15 protein-coding genes are annotated in these 18,856 nt (G+C 55.8%); 10 read left to right on the forward strand and 5 right to left on the reverse strand.

Annotation, left to right across the window (positions count from 1 at the left end; all coding sequences use genetic code 11):
- The first annotated feature begins 4 nt into the window (after positions 1-4).
- The 4 genes from ACOTZP_RS08355 to tldD all read left to right on the forward strand — a co-directional run bounded on the left by ACOTZP_RS08355 (position 5) and on the right by tldD (position 7,435).
- Positions 5-598 (forward strand): Maf family protein, encoded by a 594-nt coding sequence (locus tag ACOTZP_RS08355; protein ID WP_023307082.1) that lies wholly within the window; start codon positions 5-7, stop codon positions 596-598.
- Complete coding sequence (gene rng, locus ACOTZP_RS08360) at positions 588-2,057, forward strand: ribonuclease G (protein WP_003860405.1); 1,470 nt, start codon at positions 588-590, stop codon at positions 2,055-2,057. The genes ACOTZP_RS08355 and rng overlap by 11 nt, the downstream gene beginning before the upstream one ends.
- Positions 2,058-2,099: 42 nt before the next feature.
- Entirely contained in the window at positions 2,100-5,906 is a 3,807-nt protein-coding gene (yhdP, locus tag ACOTZP_RS08365; protein ID WP_271075435.1) for an AsmA2 domain-containing protein YhdP, read from the forward strand.
- 83 nt (positions 5,907-5,989) lie between these two features.
- Positions 5,990-7,435, forward strand: coding sequence for a metalloprotease TldD (tldD, locus tag ACOTZP_RS08370; RefSeq protein WP_063146510.1), 1,446 nt, complete (start codon positions 5,990-5,992; stop codon positions 7,433-7,435).
- A 113-nt stretch (positions 7,436-7,548) separates the two neighbouring features.
- On the opposite strand, the gene aaeR is transcribed toward tldD, so the two are convergent.
- A complete protein-coding gene (aaeR, locus tag ACOTZP_RS08375; RefSeq protein WP_022649561.1) occupies positions 7,549-8,475 on the reverse strand; it encodes an HTH-type transcriptional activator AaeR in 927 nt (308 codons plus the stop codon).
- 178 nt (positions 8,476-8,653) lie between these two features.
- On the opposite strand from aaeR, the gene aaeX reads away from it, so the two are divergent.
- The 5 genes from aaeX to ACOTZP_RS08400 all read left to right on the forward strand — a co-directional run bounded on the left by aaeX (position 8,654) and on the right by ACOTZP_RS08400 (position 13,629).
- Complete coding sequence (gene aaeX / locus ACOTZP_RS08380; RefSeq protein ID WP_003860416.1) at positions 8,654-8,857, forward strand: p-hydroxybenzoic acid efflux pump operon protein AaeX; 204 nt, start codon at positions 8,654-8,656, stop codon at positions 8,855-8,857.
- A gap of 7 nt (positions 8,858-8,864) precedes the next feature.
- Positions 8,865-9,797: a p-hydroxybenzoic acid efflux pump subunit AaeA gene (gene aaeA, locus ACOTZP_RS08385; protein ID WP_023298740.1), complete on the forward strand. Its 933-nt coding sequence runs from the start codon at positions 8,865-8,867 to the stop codon at positions 9,795-9,797.
- A gap of 5 nt (positions 9,798-9,802) precedes the next feature.
- The gene (gene aaeB, locus ACOTZP_RS08390) at positions 9,803-11,770 is read left to right on the forward strand and encodes a p-hydroxybenzoic acid efflux pump subunit AaeB (RefSeq protein ID WP_063146511.1); all 1,968 of its coding nucleotides are present in this window, start codon (positions 9,803-9,805) and stop codon (positions 11,768-11,770) included.
- Between the two features lie 86 nt (positions 11,771-11,856).
- A complete protein-coding gene (locus tag ACOTZP_RS08395; RefSeq protein ID WP_271075434.1) occupies positions 11,857-13,311 on the forward strand; it encodes an NAD-dependent succinate-semialdehyde dehydrogenase in 1,455 nt (484 codons plus the stop codon).
- A gap of 45 nt (positions 13,312-13,356) precedes the next feature.
- Positions 13,357-13,629, forward strand: coding sequence for a barstar family protein (locus ACOTZP_RS08400; protein WP_022649557.1), 273 nt, complete (start codon positions 13,357-13,359; stop codon positions 13,627-13,629).
- A gap of 59 nt (positions 13,630-13,688) precedes the next feature.
- Here ACOTZP_RS08400 and yhcN read toward each other — a convergent pair whose 3' ends face one another.
- Both yhcN and argR read right to left on the reverse strand, forming a co-directional pair.
- A complete protein-coding gene (yhcN, locus tag ACOTZP_RS08405) occupies positions 13,689-13,952 on the reverse strand; it encodes a peroxide/acid stress response protein YhcN (RefSeq protein WP_006812160.1) in 264 nt (87 codons plus the stop codon).
- Positions 13,953-14,331: 379 nt separating this feature from the next.
- Positions 14,332-14,802 carry a transcriptional regulator ArgR gene (gene argR / locus ACOTZP_RS08410; protein ID WP_003860428.1) on the reverse strand — a complete coding sequence of 157 codons (471 nt, stop codon included), beginning with the start codon at positions 14,800-14,802 and terminating at the stop codon, positions 14,332-14,334.
- A 397-nt stretch (positions 14,803-15,199) separates the two neighbouring features.
- Here argR and mdh point away from each other — a divergent pair, with 397 nt between their 5' ends.
- Positions 15,200-16,138, forward strand: coding sequence for a malate dehydrogenase (mdh, locus tag ACOTZP_RS08415; RefSeq protein ID WP_023298737.1), 939 nt, complete (start codon positions 15,200-15,202; stop codon positions 16,136-16,138).
- 51 nt (positions 16,139-16,189) lie between these two features.
- Here mdh and degS read toward each other — a convergent pair whose 3' ends face one another.
- Positions 16,190-17,257: an outer membrane-stress sensor serine endopeptidase DegS gene (degS, locus tag ACOTZP_RS08420; protein ID WP_003860430.1), complete on the reverse strand. Its 1,068-nt coding sequence runs from the start codon at positions 17,255-17,257 to the stop codon at positions 16,190-16,192.
- A 92-nt stretch (positions 17,258-17,349) separates the two neighbouring features.
- Positions 17,350-18,717, reverse strand: a complete 1,368-nt coding sequence (degQ, locus tag ACOTZP_RS08425; RefSeq protein WP_022649555.1) for a serine endoprotease DegQ — start codon at positions 18,715-18,717, stop codon at positions 17,350-17,352.
- Positions 18,718-18,856 lie beyond the last annotated feature (139 nt).

An 18,856-nucleotide genomic window follows, 5' to 3' on the forward strand; every position in this document is an offset into this window, starting at 1 on the left:
TTCTATGACGTCTTTGTATCTTGCCTCCGGTTCTCCGCGTCGCCAGGAACTGCTCGCGCAGTTGGGTGTATCCTTCGAACGCATCGTTACCGGTATCGAAGAAAAACGTGCTGAGGGCGAAAGCGCTCAGCAGTATGTCTCCCGTCTGGCGCGTGAAAAAGCGCAGGCGGGCGTTGCATGCGTGCCGCGTGACTTACCGGTGCTGGGGGCCGATACCATCGTCATCCTCAATGGTGAGGTGCTTGAGAAACCCCGCGACGCAGACCATGCTGCGCGGATGCTGCGTAACATGTCCGGACAAACCCATCAGGTGATGACGGCGGTAGCGCTGGCAGACAGCCAGTACGTTCTGGATTGCCTTGTGGTAACGGAAGTGACGTTCAGAGTCCTCACCGACGAGGAGATCGCTGGCTATGTCGCCAGCGGTGAACCTATGGATAAAGCAGGTGCATACGGTATTCAAGGGTTGGGTGGCTGTTTTGTCAGGAAGATAAATGGCAGCTATCACGCCGTAGTCGGCTTACCGCTGGTGGAAACGTATGAGTTGCTGAGCAATTTTAATTCACTGCGTGAGGGAAGGGATAATTATGACGGCTGAATTGTTGGTAAACGTAACGCCATCGGAAACCCGTGTGGCCTACATTGATGGTGGCATTCTTCAGGAAATTCATATTGAGCGTGAAGCGCGGCGCGGAATCGTAGGCAATATCTACAAAGGTCGTGTCAGTCGTGTACTGCCGGGTATGCAGGCGGCTTTTGTAGATATTGGGCTCGATAAAGCGGCGTTTTTACACGCCTCCGACATCATGCCGCATACCGAATGCGTGGCAGGCGAAGAGCAAAAGCAGTTTGCCGTGCGCGACATCTCTGAGCTGGTGCGTCAGGGCCAGGATCTGATGGTGCAGGTGGTAAAAGATCCGCTGGGCACCAAAGGCGCGCGTCTGACCACCGACATCACCCTTCCTTCACGTTATCTGGTCTTTATGCCGGGGGCGTCGCACGTCGGCGTGTCACAGCGTATTGAGAGCGAAAGCGAGCGTGAACGCCTGAAAAAGGTGGTCAGCGCCTACTGCGACGAGCAGGGTGGGTTTATTATCCGTACCGCAGCGGAAGGGATCAGCGAAGAAGACCTGGCCTCGGATGCGGCCTATCTGAAGCGCGTCTGGACCAAAGTGATGGAGCGTAAAAAACGCAACCAGACCCGCTACCGGCTGTACGGTGAGCTGGCGCTCGCTCAGCGCGTATTACGTGATTTCGCCGATGCGCAGCTCGACCGAATCCGCGTGGACTCCCGTCTGACGTACGAAGCCTTACTGGAGTTCACCGCCGAGTACATCCCGGAAATGCCGGGGCTGCTGGAGCATTACACCGGACGCCAGCCAATATTTGATCTCTATGACGTTGAAAACGAAATCCAGCGTGCGCTGGAGCGTAAGGTTGAGCTGAAATCGGGTGGCTATCTGATCATCGATCAAACCGAAGCGATGACCACCGTCGACATCAACACCGGCGCGTTTGTCGGCCATCGCAACCTCGATGACACCATCTTTAATACCAATATAGAAGCGACGCAGGCCATCGCACGCCAGCTTCGCCTGCGTAATCTGGGCGGTATTATCATCATCGACTTTATCGATATGAATAATGAAGACCACCGCCGTCGCGTGCTGCACTCCCTGGAGCAGGCGCTGAGTAAAGATCGCGTGAAAACCAGCATCAATGGCTTCTCGCAGCTCGGTCTGGTGGAAATGACCCGGAAACGGACCCGCGAAAGCGTGGAACATGTCCTGTGTAATGAGTGTCCAACCTGCCATGGACGCGGAACGGTAAAGACGGTGGAGACGGTCTGCTACGAGATCATGCGTGAGATTGTCCGTGTCCATCATGCCTACGACTCAGACCGTTTTCTGGTCTATGCTTCCCCTGCGGTGGCAGAGGCCCTGAAAGGGGAAGAGTCGCACGCGCTGGCGGAAGTGGAAATCTTTGTCGGCAAACAGGTAAAAGTGCAAATTGAGCCGCTCTATAACCAGGAGCAGTTTGACGTCGTCATGATGTAAACGCAGTTCGCTGCGAGATTTAAGGCTGACAAGGAGAGACGCGTGAGGCGATTGCCGGGGATTTTACTGCTTACAGGGGCAACGCTGGTCGTGATTGTCGCGTTGCTCGTGAGCGGGCTGCGTCTCGCCTTGCCGCATCTGGACAGCTGGCGGCCGCAGATCCTGGCAAAAATCGAATCTGCCACCGGTCTGCCGGTGGACGTGAGCCATATCGAGGCAAGCTGGCAGAACTTTGGCCCGACGCTTGATGCGCGGGATATCAGCGCCAGCCTGAAAGATGGCGGCCATCTTAAAATCAAACGCGTCACCCTGGCGCTGGATGTCTGGCAAAGCCTGCTGCATCTGCGCTGGCAGTTTCGCGATCTCACCTTCTGGCAACTTCAGCTGATGACCAACACGCCGCTGCAAAGCGGCGACAGCGATCGTGGGCTGGAAACCAGCCGTATCAGCGATCTCTTCCTGCGTCAGTTCGATCATTTCGATCTCCGCGACAGCGAAGTGAGCTTTATAACCCTTTCCGGACAGCGCGCTGAGCTGGCGATCCCACAGCTGACCTGGCTAAACGGGAAAGATCGCCACCGCGCCGAGGGGCAGGTGAATCTCTCCAGCCTGAACGGGCAGCACGGCGTTATGCAGGTGCGGATGGATCTGCGCGACGACAATGGCCTGCTGAACAACGGCAGGGTGTGGCTACAGGCGGACGACGTGGACGTGAAGCCGTGGCTGGGTGAGTGGCTACAGCAGAACATGCAGCTGGAAACCGCGCGCTTCAGCCTGGAAGGCTGGATGACCCTGACGAACGGGGCATTCGCCAGCGGCGATATCTGGCTTAAGCAGGGGGGCGCGAGCTGGAAGGGGGAAAACCATCAGCATCAGCTTTCCGTCGATAACCTCACCGCACACGTGACGCAGGATAAAGGCGGCTGGCAGTTCGCTATTCCGGATACGCGCATCTCCATGGATAACAAACCCTGGCCGCGCGGCGCGCTGACGCTGGCGTGGATGCCGGAGCAGGACGTCGGCGGGATAAACGGTAAACGCAGCGATGAGCTGCGTATCCGCGCCAGTAACCTGGATCTGACGGCGATCGAAGGGTTGCGTTCAATGGCCGCAAAACTCTCCCCGGAGCTGGGCGAAATCTGGCTGGCGACGCAGCCGAGCGGGCAGATAAACCGGCTGGCGCTGGATATTCCGCTCCAGGCCACGGAAAAGACGCGTTTTCAGGCGGCATGGAAAAATCTCGTATGGAAACAGTGGAAGCTGCTGCCGGGTGCCGAGCACTTCAGCGGTAAACTGGAAGGAAGCGTGGAAAACGGCAGGCTGACGGCAGAAATGCAGGAAGCAAAAATGCCGTACGAAACGGTCTTCCGTGCGCCACTGGAGATCGAAAAGGGAAACGCCACCCTCAACTGGCTGAAGAATGACAAAGGTTTTCAGCTCGATGGTCGCGATATTGATGTAAAAGCCAAAGCGGTACATGCCCGCGGTAATTTCCGTTATCTACAGCCTGAAGGCGATGAGCCGTGGCTGGGCATTCTGGCGGGCATCAGCACGGATGACGGTTCGCAGGCGTGGCGCTACTTCCCGGAAAACCTGATGGGGAAAGCGCTGGTAGACTATCTCAGCGGCGCCATTCAGGGCGGTCAGGCGGACAACGCCACGCTGGTCTACGGCGGCAATCCGCACCTGTTCCCGTATAAGCATAACGAAGGCCAGTTCCAGGTTCTGGTGCCGCTACGCAACGCCACCTATGCCTTCCAGCCGGACTGGCCCGCGCTGAAGAATCTGAATATCGAACTCAACTTCCTGAATGACGGCTTGTGGATGAAGACGGACAGCGTTGCGCTGGGCGGCGTAACGGCAAGCAACCTGACGGCAAACATCCCGGATTACTCCAAAGAGAAACTGCTGATTGATGCGGATATTAAGGGGCCGGGTAAAGCGGTTGGCCCGTATTTTGAAGATACGCCGCTGGATGACTCCCTGGCGGCCACTCTCCAGCAGTTGCAGTTAGATGGTGATGTGAATGCTCGCTTACATCTGGATATCCCGCTCGACGGTGAAATGACCACCGCCAAAGGCGACGTTCGTCTGAACAATAACAGCCTCTATATCAAGCCGCTGGACAGCACGCTGAAAAACCTTAGCGGTCAGTTCAGCTTTGTTAACGGCAATCTGAAAAGTAAGCCGCTGAAAGCGACCTGGTTCAATCAACCCGTCAATATCGATTTCTCCACCACCGAGGGCGATAAAGCCTACCAGGTGGCGGTCAATATGGACGCGAACTGGCAGCCGTCACGCATGGATGTTCTGCCGAAGCCGATTGAGAATGCGGTGGACGGCGCGGTGTCATGGAATGGCAAGGTCGCCATCGATCTGCCTTATCATGCTGGTGCGCGCTATAACGTCGACATTACGGGCGATCTAAAAAACCTCAGTAGCCAGCTTCCCGCACCGCTGAACAAGAAAAGCGGTGAAGCACTGCCCGTCAACGTAAAGGTTGCGGGCAACCTCAACAGCTTTGATTTAACCGGAAACGCTGGCGGAACAAACCACTTCAACAGCCGCTGGCTGCTTAACCGCAAGCTGACGCTGGACAGGGCGATCTGGACGACGGACAGCCGTACCACGCCGCCGCTGCCGGAGCAGGCGGGCATTGAACTGAATCTCCCGCCGATGGATGGCGCAGAGTGGCTGGCACTGTTTCAGAAAGGTGTCGGGCAAAACGTCGACCAAACGGCGCAGTTCCCGCAGTCCATTACCTTGCGCACGCCTGCGCTGACGCTGGGTGGGCAGCAGTGGAACAACCTGAGTATTGTCTCCCAGCCGACGGTGAACGGCTCAAAGGTCGAGGCGCAGGGGCGTGAAATTAACGGTTCGTTGACGATGCGCGATAACGCGCCATGGCAGGCGGCTATCCGTTATCTCTATTACAACCCGACCTTTACGGCGTCTAAAACACAGTCGACAAGTACGTCTCCTTTCAGCAGCAGTGGAACGTCGCGCGTGGATTTCAGCAACTGGCCCGATCTCCAGCTGCGCTGTGCGGAGTGCTGGCTGTGGGGACAGAAATATGGCCGTATCGACGGTGATTTTGCTATTCAGGGCAATACGCTGAGCCTCTCTGGTGGGCTGGTGGATACCGGCTTTGGCCGCATGACCGCCGCTGGCGAGTGGGTGAACAAACCGGGTGAACAGCGCACCTCGCTGAAGGGCGATATTAAAGGCAACAAGCTGGACGCAGCGGCTAACTTCTTTGGGATCAGCACGCCGCTTCGCGGATCGTCCTTCGATGTGAATTACGATCTGCACTGGCGCGCGGCACCGTGGCAGCCGGACGTTGCCTCGCTGAACGGTATCCTCAGAACCCGTTTTGGTAAGGGACAAATTGCCGATGTTAGCACCGGTCATGCAGGGCAAATACTGCGCCTGCTGAGCTTTGACGCGCTGCTGCGCAAGCTGCGCTTCGATTTCAGCGATACCTTCAACGACGGTTTCTATTATGACTCCATTCGCGGAACGGCCTGGATCAAGGACGGCGTGATGCATACCGATGATACGCTGCTGGACGGCCTGGAAGCGGACATCGCCATGAAAGGATCAGTGAACCTCGTGCGCCGGGAGCTGGATATGGAAGCGGTTGTTGCCCCGGAAATCTCCGCTACAGTGGGTGTCGCTACCGCTTTTGTGGTCAATCCGATAATCGGCGCGGCGGTATTTGCCGCCAGCAAAGTGCTGGGGCCGCTCTGGAGCAAAGTCTCGATTCTGCGCTACCGCATTACGGGCCCAATCGATAAACCGCAGATTAATGAAGTGCTGCGCCAGCCGCGCAAAGAAGCACAGCAATGATTTGACGTGGGCAGGTAATTGCCTCACTCTCAATAATATTGATTTTATACCGCCACTGGCGGCAACGAACGAGTAGCAATACGATGAGTCTGAACCTGGTAAGTGAACATTTGCTCGCAGCGAACGGCCTGAGCCATCAGGACCTGTTCTCCATTCTTGGTCAACTGACCGAACGCCGCCTCGACTACGGCGATCTCTATTTCCAGTCGAGCTATCACGAATCCTGGGTTTTAGAAGACAGCATCATTAAAGATGGTTCTTATAACATTGACCAGGGCGTCGGCGTGCGCGCCGTCAGCGGCGAAAAAACCGGTTTTGCTTATGCAGACCAGATAAGCCTGGCTGCGCTGGAGCAGAGCGCGCAGGCGGCGCGAACCATTGTGCGTGATACCGGCGACGGTCGCGTGAAAACCTTGGGTGAAGTGCAGCACGCTGCGCTTTATACCAGCATCGACCCACTGCAAAGCATGAGCCGCGAAGAGAAGCTGGACATCCTGCGTCGCGTGGACAAAGTGGCTCGCGCGGCGGACAAACGCGTGCAGGAAGTCTCTGCCAGTCTGAGCGGGGTCTATGAGCTGATTCTGGTGGCGGCGACGGACGGTACGCTGGCCGCCGACGTGCGTCCGCTTGTGCGCCTCTCTATCAGCGTGCAGGTGGAAGACGACGGCAAGCGCGAGCGCGGCTCAAGCGGTGGCGGCGGTCGTTTTGGCTACGACTGGTTCCTCGGCGACGTTGACGGCGAAGCGCGCGCGGATGCGTGGGCAAAAGAAGCCGTGCGCATGGCGCTGGTCAACCTGTCTGCCGTGGCGGCACCTGCCGGTACGCTGCCGGTGGTTCTGGGCGCAGGCTGGCCTGGCGTGCTGCTGCACGAAGCGGTCGGTCACGGCCTGGAGGGGGATTTCAACCGTCGCGGGACGTCAGTATTCAGCGGTCAGCTGGGGCAGCTTGTCTCCTCCGAACTGTGTACCGTGGTGGATGATGGCACCATGCTCGACCGTCGCGGCTCGATTTCTATCGACGATGAAGGCACGCCGGGCCAGTACAACGTGCTGATCGAAAATGGCGTACTGAAAGGTTACATGCAGGACAAGCTTAACGCGCGTCTGATGGGCGTTGCGCCAACGGGTAACGGTCGTCGCGAATCCTACGCACACCTGCCGATGCCGCGCATGACCAACACCTACATGCTGCCGGGCAAATCCACGCCGCAGGAGATTATCGAATCCGTTGATTACGGCATCTTCGCGCCAAACTTTGGCGGCGGCCAGGTGGATATCACCTCCGGTAAATTTGTCTTCTCTACCTCAGAGGCGTATCTGATTGAGAAGGGCAAAGTGACCAAAGCGGTAAAAGGGGCGACGCTGATCGGATCCGGGATTGAAGCAATGCAGCAGATCTCCATGGTCGGTAACGATCTGAAGCTGGATAACGGCGTGGGCGTCTGCGGCAAAGAGGGTCAGAGCCTGCCGGTAGGCGTGGGCCAGCCAACCCTGAAGGTCGATAACCTGACGGTGGGCGGCACGGCGTAATTTTTTCATTTTCCCCTCACCCTAACCCTCTCCCCAACGGGGAGAGGGGACTGCTCCGTGCCGTCTTTTCTCCCTCGCCCCTTTGGGGAGAGGGCCGGGGTGAGGGGGGAGGCCTACTCTTTCCTTCTTCCCCGCATCCCCTGAAACAGCTCTGCCACTTCCACAAAATAGTCCGTCAGATAGTTAATACAGACCTGCACCTTCAGCGGCAGCTTGTCCTTTTCGGTATAGAGCGCGTACACCGGGCGCGGATCCGACTGGTAGCGCGGGAAGAGGATCTCCAGTTCGCCGCTGTTGATCTCGTTGATCACCCACATCAGCGGCACGTAGGCGATCCCGGCCCCGGCCACCAGCCAGCGTGAGATGGTCATCGGATCGTTGGTCACGAAGCGGCCTTCAGGCAGCAGTTTGGTGGAAAGCCCTTCTGGCGCGATCAGTTCAAATTCGTTATCTGGGCGAACGCTGTATTCCAGCCACGAGTGGTTGCTCAGGTCGGCAGGTTTTTCCGGTACGCCATACTGTGCCAGATAGCTTTTCGAAGCGCAGACCACCATCGGCATGCTGCCCAGTCGACGCGAGAACAGGCTCGAGTCCTGCAATGCGCCAACGCGGATCACCACGTCTAACCCATCGGCAATCAGATCCGGTGCCGGAATACCCGTTACCAGATTAACGGTTAAACCGGGATACTCTTTCAGCATTTCCGCCGTCATGGCAGCGAGAACATTTTGTGCCATAGTTGAAGAACACCCGATACGCAGCGTGCCGATAGGCGTGTTGTTAAAGGCGTAGAGCTGCTCGTGAACATCCTGCACTTCATGCAGCATTCGACGGCAGCCCTGATAGTAAATTTTACCCGCTTCCGTCAGCCCAATGCTGCGGGTGCTGCGGTTGAGCAGCTTCACCTGGAGCTCATCTTCCAGTTTTGACACTGTCTGGCTAATGGATGAGACGCTCATTTGTAGCTGACGTGCTGCGGCGGTAAAAGAGCCTTGCTCAACCACTTTCGCAAAGACGGACATGCGTTTTAGACGTTCCATTATTCACTCTGGCTTAAAAGTGATTTAGATCACATATGATAGATAACAGCATAACAGTTACGTTAATATATTATTAATTACATAACGGCTGCGCCACTCTCGCCCGGCAATTCATGCTCTCCTGCGGCGGCGTGAGCTTAATAATCCAGTAACCTGCATCTCTTTAATCAAGGTCAACATGAGTCTGTTTCCCGTTATCGTGGTGTTCGGTCTGTCGTTCCCACCGATATTTTTCGAGCTTCTTTTATCACTGGCGATCTTCTGGCTGGTGCGCAAGGTGCTGGTCCCTACCGGGATTTATGATTTCGTCTGGCATCCTGCATTGTTTAATACCGCGCTGTATTGCTGCCTGTTCTATTTAATATCGCGCATGTTTGTCTGAGGTTGATGTGAAAACGCTAACAAGAAAAATCTCCCGCACTGCCATCACTATGGCGCTGGTCATCCTGGCGTTCATCGCTATTTTTCGCGCCTGGGTTTATTACACCGAATCCCCGTGGACGCGCGATGCGCGTTTCAGCGCGGAGGTGGTCGCGATAGCGCCCGATGTCGCCGGTCTCATTACGGCGGTCAATGTCCACGATAACCAGCTGGTGAAAAAAGATCAGGTACTGTTCACTATTGACCAGCCGCGCTATCAAAAAGCGCTGGAAGAAGCGGAAGCCGATGTAGCGTATTACAACGCGCTGGCCGCTGAAAAACGCCGTGAAGCAGGACGTCGTAACAAGCTGGGCATCCAGGCCATGTCCCGGGAAGAGATTGATCAGTCCAATAACGTGCTGCAAACCGTGCTGCATCAGCTGGCAAAAGCGCAGGCGACGCGCGATCTGGCGAAGCTCGATCTGGAACGTACCGTTATCCGCGCCCCGTCCGATGGCTGGGTAACCAACCTCAACGTCTATGCGGGTGAGTTTATCACGCGCGGCTCCACCGCCGTGGCGCTGGTGAAACAGAACTCCTTCTACGTCCTCGCCTATATGGAAGAGACCAAGCTGGAAGGCGTGCGTCCGGGCTATCGCGCCGAAATCACGCCGCTCGGCAGCAACCGGGTCCTGAAAGGAACCGTGGACAGCGTGGCCGCGGGGGTGACCAACGCCAGCAGTACCAATGATTCAAAAGGGATGGCGACCGTCGATTCTAACCTCGAGTGGGTTCGTCTGGCGCAGCGCGTACCGGTACGCATTCGTCTGGATGAGCAGCAGAGCAACCTCTGGCCCGCAGGCACCACGGCGACGGTAGTGATCACCGGTGAAAAAGACCGTGATGCCAGCCAGGATTCTATCTTCCGTCAAATCGCCCATCGCCTGCGCGAGTTTGGTTGATCGCTATGGGCATTTTTTCCATCGCTAGCCAGCACATCCGCTTCGCCGTGAAGCTGGCATGCGCCATTGTGCTGGCGCTGTTTGTTGGCTTCCATTTCCAGCTTGAAACGCCGCGCTGGGCTGTTCTGACCGCCGCGATCGTCGCCGCCGGTCCTGCCTTCGCGGCGGGTGGCGAGCCTTACTCCGGGGCAATTCGCTATCGCGGGATGCTGCGTATTATCGGCACCTTTATCGGCTGTATCGCCGCCCTGACCATTATCATCCTGATGATCCGCACGCCGCTGCTGATGCTGATTGTATGCTGTATCTGGGCGGGTTTTTGCACCTGGGTCTCTTCGCTGGTGAAGGTGGAGAACTCGTACGCCTGGGGCCTGGCGGGATATACCGCGCTGATTATTATCATCACCATTCAGAGTGAACCGCTGCTTGCTCCGCAGTTCGCCGTGGAACGTTGTAGCGAGATTGTCATTGGTATCGTCTGCGCGATTGTCGCCGATCTGCTTTTCTCTCCGCGATCCATCAAGCAGGAAGTCGATCGTGAGCTGGACGCGCTGATTGTTGCCCAGTACCAGCTCATGCAGCTGTGCATTAAGCACGGCGACAGCGAAGAGGTCGACAAGGCCTGGAGCGCGCTGGTGCGCCGCACGCAGGCGCTGGAAGGGATGCGCAGTAATCTCAATATGGAGTCTTCCCGCTGGGAGCGTGCCAATCGTCGTCTGAAAGCGATCAATACCGTCTCGTTAACGCTGATCACCCAGGCGTGTGAAACCTACCTGATTCAGAACACTCGCCCCGAAGTGGTAACGGATACCTTCCGCGAACTGTTTGATGAGCCTGTGGAGACGGTGCAGGACGTGCATCGACAGCTTAAACGCATGCGTCGTGTGATTGCCTGGACGGGGGAACGGGATACGCCAGTCACCATTTATACCTGGGTTGGCGCCGCAACGCGCTACCTGCTTCTGAAACGCGGCGTGATTAGCAACACCAAAATCAGTGCGGCGGAAGAAGAGGTGTTACAAGGCGAAGTGGTGATCAAACCGGAATCCGCCGAGCGTCATCATGCGATGGTTAACTTCTGGCGTACCACCCTGGCCTGTATACTCGGCACGCTGTTCTGGCTGTGGACCGGCTGGACGTCCGGCAGCGGCGCGATGGTGATGATTGCCGTCGTTACCGCGCTGGCGATGCGTCTGCCCAACCCGCGCATGGTCGCTATTGATTTTCTGTACGGCACCATTGCGGCGTTACCCATTGGCGCGTTCTACTTCCTGGTAATCATCCCCTCGACGCAGCAAAGCATGCTTTTGCTCTGTATCAGCCTGGCGGTGATGGCGTTCTTTATCGGGATTGAGGTACAAAAACGCCGTCTGGGATCGTTAGGTGCGCTGGCGAGTACGATTAACATCCTCGTGCTGGATAACCCGATGACCTTCCATTTCAGCCAGTTCCTGGATAGCGCATTAGGCCAGCTGGTGGGCTGTTTCCTGGCGATGATGGTGATCCTGCTGGTGCGGGATAACTCTCAGGCGCGGACAGGGCGCGTGCTGCTCAATCAGTTTGTGTCGGCCGCCGTATCGTCCTTGACCACCAACACCGCGCGGCGCAAGCAGAACCACCTTCCGGCCCTTTACCAGCAACTGTTCCTGCTGTTGAATAAATTCCCGGGCGATGTCGCTCGCTTCCGTCTGGCGTTAACCATGATTATCGCGCACCAGCGTCTGCGGAACGCGCCAGTGCCGATCAACGACGATTTGTCCGCTTTCCACCGCCAGCTACGGCGAACGGCGGACCATGTGATATCGGCATCCAGTGATGACAAACGTCGCCGCTACTTTAAGCAACTGCTGGAGGAGCTGGATATCTACCAGGAGAAACTGCGAGTCTGGGAAGCGCCGCCGCAGGTTACCGAGCCGGTAGAGCGGCTGGTGTTTATGCTGCACCGCTACCAGAATGCGCTGACAGACAGCTAACGAAGAGAAAACCGACGCCAAAAGCGTCGGTTTTTTTGTGGCTATACTTATTCTTGCAGGTTCAAACATTCAGGAAGGGAGGACACATGACAACCCAGGCTCTTCAGGACAGTATTCTTTTTCAGACCGGGTATCTGGTTAACGGTATCTGGAAAACACTCGACACCACGTTTGATGTGCTAAACCCGGCCACGGGCGAGGTGGTTGCGAAAGTGGCGAAAGCAGGGAAAGCCGAAACCGAAGAGGCCATTGCGGCCGCGACGAAAGCCTTTCCCGCATGGCGCGCAAAAACGGCAAAAGAGCGTTCCGCGATCCTCTATCGCTGGTATGAACTGATTATCGAGAACAAAAGCTGGCTCGGGCGGCTGATGACCACCGAGCAGGGCAAGCCGCTGAAAGAGGCTGAGGGCGAGGTGGACTACGCTGCCAGCTTTATTCAGTGGTTTGCGGAGCAGGCCAAGCGCGCTAACGGTGAAATCATTCCTCCGGTTAAACCCGGCTCCCGTATTCTGGCCACTCGTGAACCTGTTGGGGTGGTTGCTGCTATCACGCCATGGAATTTCCCGATGGCTATGCTCACCCGTAAGCTCGGCCCGGCGCTGGCAGCAGGATGTACCGGCATCATCAAGCCTGCAAACAACACGCCGCTGAGCGCCTTTGCGCTGCTGACGCTGGCGAAGCAGGCCGGTGTGCCGGATGGTGTGCTGAATGTGGTCGCGGGGAGCACCTCAGAAATTAGCGACGCCATTATGGCCAGCCATCACGTGCGCAAAATCTCGTTTACGGGGTCAACCGCCGTCGGGAAAACGCTGGTTCGCAATTCCGCTGAGACCATGAAAAAGGTATCGATGGAGCTGGGCGGCAATGCGCCGTATATCGTTTTCGAGGACGCGGATATTGAGGCCGCCGTCAAAGGCGCCATCGCCAATAAATTCCGTAACGCCGGGCAGGTCTGCGTCAGCGTAAACCGTTTCTATATTCAGGAGACGGTCTATGACAAGTTTGTCAATCAGCTTGCCGATGCGGTGAAGGCGCTGAAGGTGGGTAACGGTCTGGACGAGGGCGTCGTTATCGGCCCGCTGATTGAGCCTTCGGCTGTCGAGAAAGTCCGTGAGCACGTCGAAGATGCGGTAGCGAAGGGGGCCACGGTGCTGGCTGGGGGTAAACCGCACGAACTTGGCGGCAACTTCTGGATGCCAACCGTGCTCGGTGACTGCCATGAAGGCATGAAGCTGGCAGAAGAGGAGACCTTTGGTCCCGTTGCCGCCTGCTTCCGCTTCACGTCGGAAGACGAAGTGGTTATGCGCGCTAACAATACGCCTTACGGGCTGGCGGCCTACTTTTATACCCAGAATCTCTCGCGTGTGTTCCGCGTCTCACAGGCCATTGAGAGCGGCATGATCGGAATTAATGAATGTGCGGTCTCGACCGAGCTGGGTCCGTTTGGGGGCGTAAAAGAGTCCGGGCTGGGACGCGAGGGGTCCGTGCTGGGGCTGGAGGAGTTTCTGGAAGTTAAAACCCTGCATATCGGGGGCTTATAATAGACAGGGCGGCATCTGCCGCCCGCCTGTACCGGGTGGCTGGCAATGAAAATTTATACCTTTGATTTTGACGAAATTGATAGTCAGGAAGACTTCTACCGCGAGTTTATCCGGGCGTTCGACCTGGAGCGGGGCAGCGTAAACAATCTTGATATGCTGTGGGATGTGGTTACCGGCGACAGGCTGCCGTTACCGCTGGAGATCGAATTTACCCATCTGCCTGAAAAACTGCGCAGACGCTTTGGCGCATTGATTTTATTGTTTGATGAAGCGGAGGAGGAGCTGGAAGGGCAACTGCGTTTCAACGTGCGCCAGTGATAAAAAAGCCCCTGACCGGGAGGTCAGGGGCAAGTCGTATGATGAGATACGACGAGGGTTTATTTGTACAGTTCTGCGGTAGCGTGCCAGTGGTCGCCACTGCGCGCTTCGATGATGCGATAAGATGACGCACCCTGTTCTTCCGCTTTTTTGTTCAGCATTTCGTGCATGTCCATCGGAGAAGTACCGATGGCACCAACAGAAACGGTCCCGATAGCCTGACGGGATTGTGCCTGTTCGGCGTTAATAGTGTCGGCTGCAAACGCACCGAATGACAGGACTGACAGTACGCTCAGGGCAGCTACAGTGGTTTTAATTTTCATGATTATTTACCTCGTCAATTATTTTACTGGGGTCTTTGTTCTGTGACCCTCATCACAAAATCAAGTATACACTAATCACGGAAAAAATTAATACCAGGCTAATGGTTTCCGCCTGTTATTACGCGTTAAAAACATCATTTTTTATAACGGGAATGAATAAAAAAGGGCGTTACTCTGCAGGTGTTATGATTTTTTATTATGTAAATCAATTGGATAGGCGGCTTTGATTTTTAGTGCGATTTTACGGCAGATCATTCACTGAATGAATGTTAACAGGCGGTAAAAAGCACTATTTGCAAAAGCAGCAGGCAGAGAAAAGCAGGGTAAAACGAGGCGGCCGCAGAATGATCCCCGTAGCCAGGCGCTACGGGGCAGAAGATTACAGCTCCTGTTCGAACAGGACCAGAATCGCTTCGTAGAGGTCTTTCACCGAGAAACCATTTGCCGGGGTCGTAAAAATGGTGTCATCGCCAGCGATGGTCCCGAGGATCCCCTCTGCTTTACCCAGCGAGTCCAGCAGGCGGGCAATCAGCTGGGCTGCACCCGGGCTGGTGTGGATCACGACCACGGCATCGTTATAGTCAATGTCCAGAACCAGGTTTTTCAGCGGGCTGGAGGTCGTTGGCACGCCAAGTTCAGCAGGCAGGCAATAAACCATCTCCATTTTGGCGTTGCGCGTACGCACTGCACCAAACTTTGTTAACATGCGGGAGACCTTCGACTGATTGATGTTGTCGAAGCCTTGCTCCTGCAACGCCTGAACAATTTCTCCCTGAGAACTGAATTTCTCTTCTTTGAGTAGCGCTTTAAACGCTTTCACTAATTCTTCTTGCTTAGACGAGCTTCGCATAAGTCACCCGGAATATGACGATAGAAACAACATTATTATGCATGTGGATGAATTTTTATGCAAATTATCTACCTGGCACCAGGCTGAAATAATGTTATGAAAGGGAGAGATTTTATCAGATTTCGTTATCAGAAAACATGCCTGGGTCACGCCGCGCAAATAAGCTTAAAAGTAAATTAAATGTTATCAAAATGATGTTGTTTTGGTGGCGTGGCAGGGTGTATTGTAACCCCCTCTTAATTCGTTGTTGCCCACAGCCTGATAGCATTCGGGTGAAGGTCAAAGACGTGCGACCTCAAATTCTTTAGCGATGAAAATTGTAATTAATGACGTGCTGAATTATGGTCGCCGCAACGGAGTTACAGATACTTAAGTTAACCATAATAAGGAGTTTAGGATGAAAGTCGCAGTCCTCGGCGCTGCTGGTGGTATCGGCCAGGCGCTTGCCCTACTACTGAAAACCCAACTGCCTTCAGGCTCAGAACTCTCCCTGTACGATATTGCTCCGGTAACCCCAGGTGTGGCGGTTGACCTGAGCCACATCCCGACAGCTGTGAAAATCAAAGGCTTCTCCGGTGAAGATGCGCGTCCTGCGTTGCAGGGTGCCGATGTGGTGCTGATCTCCGCGGGTGTTGCACGTAAACCGGGTATGGATCGTTCAGACCTGTTCAACGTCAACGCGGGCATCGTGAAAAACCTGGTTCAGCAGATCGCTGAAACCTGCCCGAAAGCGTGCATCGGTATCATCACCAACCCGGTGAACACCACCGTTGCCATCGCAGCAGAAGTGCTGAAGAAAGCGGGCGTTTACGACAAGAACAAACTGTTCGGCGTAACTACGCTGGATATCATCCGTTCCAATACCTTCGTGGCTGAGCTGAAAGGCAAGCAGCCAACGGAAGTGGAAGTGCCGGTTATCGGCGGACACTCTGGCGTGACCATCCTGCCTCTGCTGTCGCAGATCCCGGGAGTGAGCTTCACCGAGCAGGAAGTGGCTGACCTGACCAAACGTATTCAGAATGCAGGCACCGAAGTGGTGGAAGCGAAGGCGGGTGGCGGTTCTGCAACCCTGTCTATGGGCCAGGCGGCGGCGCGTTTCGGCCTGTCTCTGGTTCGCGCGCTGCAGGGCGAGAAAAACGTGGTTGAATGCGCTTACGTAGAAGGCGACGGTGAACACGCGCGCTTCTTCTCTCAGCCGCTGCTGCTGGGTAAAAACGGCGTTGAAGAGCGTAAGTCTATCGGCACGCTGAGCGCGTTTGAGCAAAACGCGATGGAAGGCATGCTGGATACGCTGAAGAAAGACATCACGCTGGGCGAAGAGTTCGTTAACAAGTGATCTTGTCCCGGTAAAAAAAACGGAGCGCTAAGCTCCGTTTTTTTATGCCCGTCAGTTAGTGGCCGGGTATTCCTGGATGGTGACCTGAATCGTGAGCTTCTTGTCATTACGCATGACTTCTACGGGGATGATAGAGCCGGGTCGAATTTCCGCCACCTGGTCCATCGTTTCAAGCGCAGAGACCGCCGGCGTGCCGTTGACGGAAAGAATAACGTCGTTCACCTGGATACCTGCATTGGCCGCCGGGCCGCCAGGTGCCACTTCGTTGACCACAATCCCCTGGATCTGATCGATACCACCGCCCTGCGTATGCATCGGCGCGATTTCACGCCCGCCAATACCGATGTAGCCACGGATCACGCGGCCATCGCGGATCAGCTTGTCCATGATCTTGGTCGCCAGCTGGAACGGAATGGCAAAGCCAATCCCTTCCGGTGTTTCGCCATCGTTGCTCTTGTCGAAGGAGAGGGTATTAATGCCCATCAGTTCGCCCAGAGAGTTCACCAGCGCACCGCCGGAGTTACCGTGGTTGATCGAGGCATCGGTTTGCAGGAAGTTCTGCCGCCCTGACGGGTTCAGTCCAATTCGACCTGTCGCGCTGATGATCCCCTGAGTGATGGTCTGGCCCAGGTTGTACGGGTTACCGATCGCCAGCACCACATCGCCGATATGCGGCGTTCGTTTGCGATTAATCGGGATAGTCGGCAGACCGCCCGTGGCGTTGATCTTCAGCACCGCCAGATCGGTCAGGCTGTCCGACCCCACCAGCAGGGCTTCAAACACGCGGCCATCCTGCAAGGCGACGATAATCTGGTCGGCATCGTTGATCACGTGTTTATTGGTGATGATGTAACCCCGGTCATCCATGATCACACCGGAACCGAGCGTGCGGATCTCCAGCTGGTTATGAGCGGAACTGTTAAGCCCGCGGTTATAGACGTTAACCACGGCGGGGGCGGCACGGCGTACCGCCTGATTGTACGTTGCAGGCGTTTCATCCGTGCTGTCGAACTGAGGAGCCGACAGTTTGTTGAACTGGCGTAAAGATGGCATAGCCACCAGCAGCAGACCGGCAACGATCAAACCAATGACAATTGAACGAAAGAGCTTTAAAAGCATGATGCGTGTGTCGTTAAAAAAGGAACGGTTTGCAGCATAACATGAGTTATCCGGACATCACACGCAGCGGCGATGCCCGGAGTCGCAAATGGTTAACGCAGTAAAATGTAGAGGGTGTCGTTGCCACGGATAATTTGCAGGGCAATGACCGCCGGTTTACTCTCCAGCACCTTACGCATTTCGGCAATAGACTGCACGCGAGTGCGGTTCACGCCCACGATCACGTCGTCCTGATGTAAACCTGCCTGCGCGGCTGGACTGCTTTTCTCAACGGCAGTGACAGAAATGCCTTTCGTGCCGTCTTTAAGCTGACCGTCGCTCAGCGTTGCGCCCTGTAGCGCCGGGGAGATCTGTTCTGCACTGGCGGAAGAGGAAGTGCTCTTGTCCAGTGTCACTTCCACGGTCAGCGGTTTGCCCTCGCGGATCAGGCCCAGCTTCACTTTAGCGCCAGGCTCCGTGGTGGCAATACGCGAACGTAATTCAGCGAAGCTGCTCAGCGGTTTATCGTTCAGGCTGACAATAACGTCACCGGATTTCACGCCCGCTTTCGCAGAGCCTGAGTTGGGCAGCACTTCGCTGACAAACGCCCCGCGCTGGACGTTGAGCTTAAAGGCTTTGGCGATATCAGCGCTCATCTCCATGCCTTTAATGCCCAGCAGCCCGCGCTTAACCTCGCCAAACTGTATCAGCTGTTGAGACAGGGTTTTCGCCATGTTACTCGGAATGGCAAAACCAATCCCGATGCTGCCGCCGCCTGGTGCGAGGATAGCGGTATTAATGCCGATCAGTTCGCCGTTCAGGTTAAGCAGCGCACCGCCGGAGTTGCCCCGGTTGATGGAGGCATCGGTCTGGATGAAATTTTCCAGCCCTTCGAGATTCAGGCCGCTGCGCCCCAGGGCAGAGACAATCCCGGAGGTGGCGGTCTGCCCTAAACCGAACGGATTACCGACCGCGACGGCAAAATCACCCACGCGCAGCTTATCGGAATCGGCGATGGCGATCTGGGTCAGGTTGCTGGGGTTTTGCACCTGTAGCAGGGCGATATCACTCTGATCGTCACCGCCGATCAGTTTGGCGTCAAACTCCCGGCCATCGTTCAGCTGAACGCTGATTTTATCAGCCTGGCTGATCACGTGGTTATTGGTCAGGATATAGCCTTTGGCCGCGTCGATAATCACGCCCGAACCAAGGCCTTCAAACGGCTGAGCCTGCTGATCCGGCGCCTCTTCGCCAAAATATTTCTTCAGCTCTTCGGGAATACGCTGGCTTTGGCGTGCCGTCCCTTCCACCTGAACGCTGACTACCGCAGGCAGGACTTTTTCAAGCATCGGCGCAAGGCTGGGAATGGCTTCTTGTCCTGGCACCTGCGAAGGTAGTGCCGCACTGGCGGGGAAGGACGCCGAGAGAGATAACCCGACACTTAACGCTAAGGCGCTCAACAGCTGGTTTTTTTTCTTCATCGATGCTGACTCTCGTATCCTGGAATGAAAAAGAACGGCCCCAAAAACATCTTGATGTTATTGAATTTTCAACCGCTGAACAATGGAGGTGTTTGACTAAATAATAGCTGGGGACGGGAAGAAAGGACGGGCGCATAAG

It is taken from the genome of Enterobacter cloacae complex sp. SYL001 (genome assembly GCF_049237025.1).
GTDB classification, from domain to species: Bacteria; Pseudomonadota; Gammaproteobacteria; order Enterobacterales; family Enterobacteriaceae; genus Enterobacter; species Enterobacter intestinihominis.

Excerpts from the sequence above, each read along its gene's own strand:
- degQ (WP_022649555.1), bottom strand. The coding sequence starts at position 18,717 with ATGAAGAAAAAAAACCAGCTGTTGAGCGCCTTAGCGTTAAGTGTCGGG.
- aaeB (WP_063146511.1), top strand. The coding sequence starts at position 9,803 with ATGGGCATTTTTTCCATCGCTAGCCAGCACATCCGCTTCGCCGTGAAG.
- tldD (WP_063146510.1), top strand. The coding sequence starts at position 5,990 with ATGAGTCTGAACCTGGTAAGTGAACATTTGCTCGCAGCGAACGGCCTG.
- mdh (WP_023298737.1), top strand. The coding sequence starts at position 15,200 with ATGAAAGTCGCAGTCCTCGGCGCTGCTGGTGGTATCGGCCAGGCGCTT.
- argR (WP_003860428.1), bottom strand. The coding sequence starts at position 14,802 with ATGCGAAGCTCGTCTAAGCAAGAAGAATTAGTGAAAGCGTTTAAAGCG.
- ACOTZP_RS08395 (WP_271075434.1), top strand. The coding sequence starts at position 11,857 with ATGACAACCCAGGCTCTTCAGGACAGTATTCTTTTTCAGACCGGGTAT.
- yhcN (WP_006812160.1), bottom strand. The coding sequence starts at position 13,952 with ATGAAAATTAAAACCACTGTAGCTGCCCTGAGCGTACTGTCAGTCCTG.
- ACOTZP_RS08400 (WP_022649557.1), top strand. The coding sequence starts at position 13,357 with ATGAAAATTTATACCTTTGATTTTGACGAAATTGATAGTCAGGAAGAC.
- rng (WP_003860405.1), top strand. The coding sequence starts at position 588 with ATGACGGCTGAATTGTTGGTAAACGTAACGCCATCGGAAACCCGTGTG.
- aaeR (WP_022649561.1), bottom strand. The coding sequence starts at position 8,475 with ATGGAACGTCTAAAACGCATGTCCGTCTTTGCGAAAGTGGTTGAGCAA.
- ACOTZP_RS08355 (WP_023307082.1), top strand. The coding sequence starts at position 5 with ATGACGTCTTTGTATCTTGCCTCCGGTTCTCCGCGTCGCCAGGAACTG.
- aaeX (WP_003860416.1), top strand. The coding sequence starts at position 8,654 with ATGAGTCTGTTTCCCGTTATCGTGGTGTTCGGTCTGTCGTTCCCACCG.
- degS (WP_003860430.1), bottom strand. The coding sequence starts at position 17,257 with ATGCTTTTAAAGCTCTTTCGTTCAATTGTCATTGGTTTGATCGTTGCC.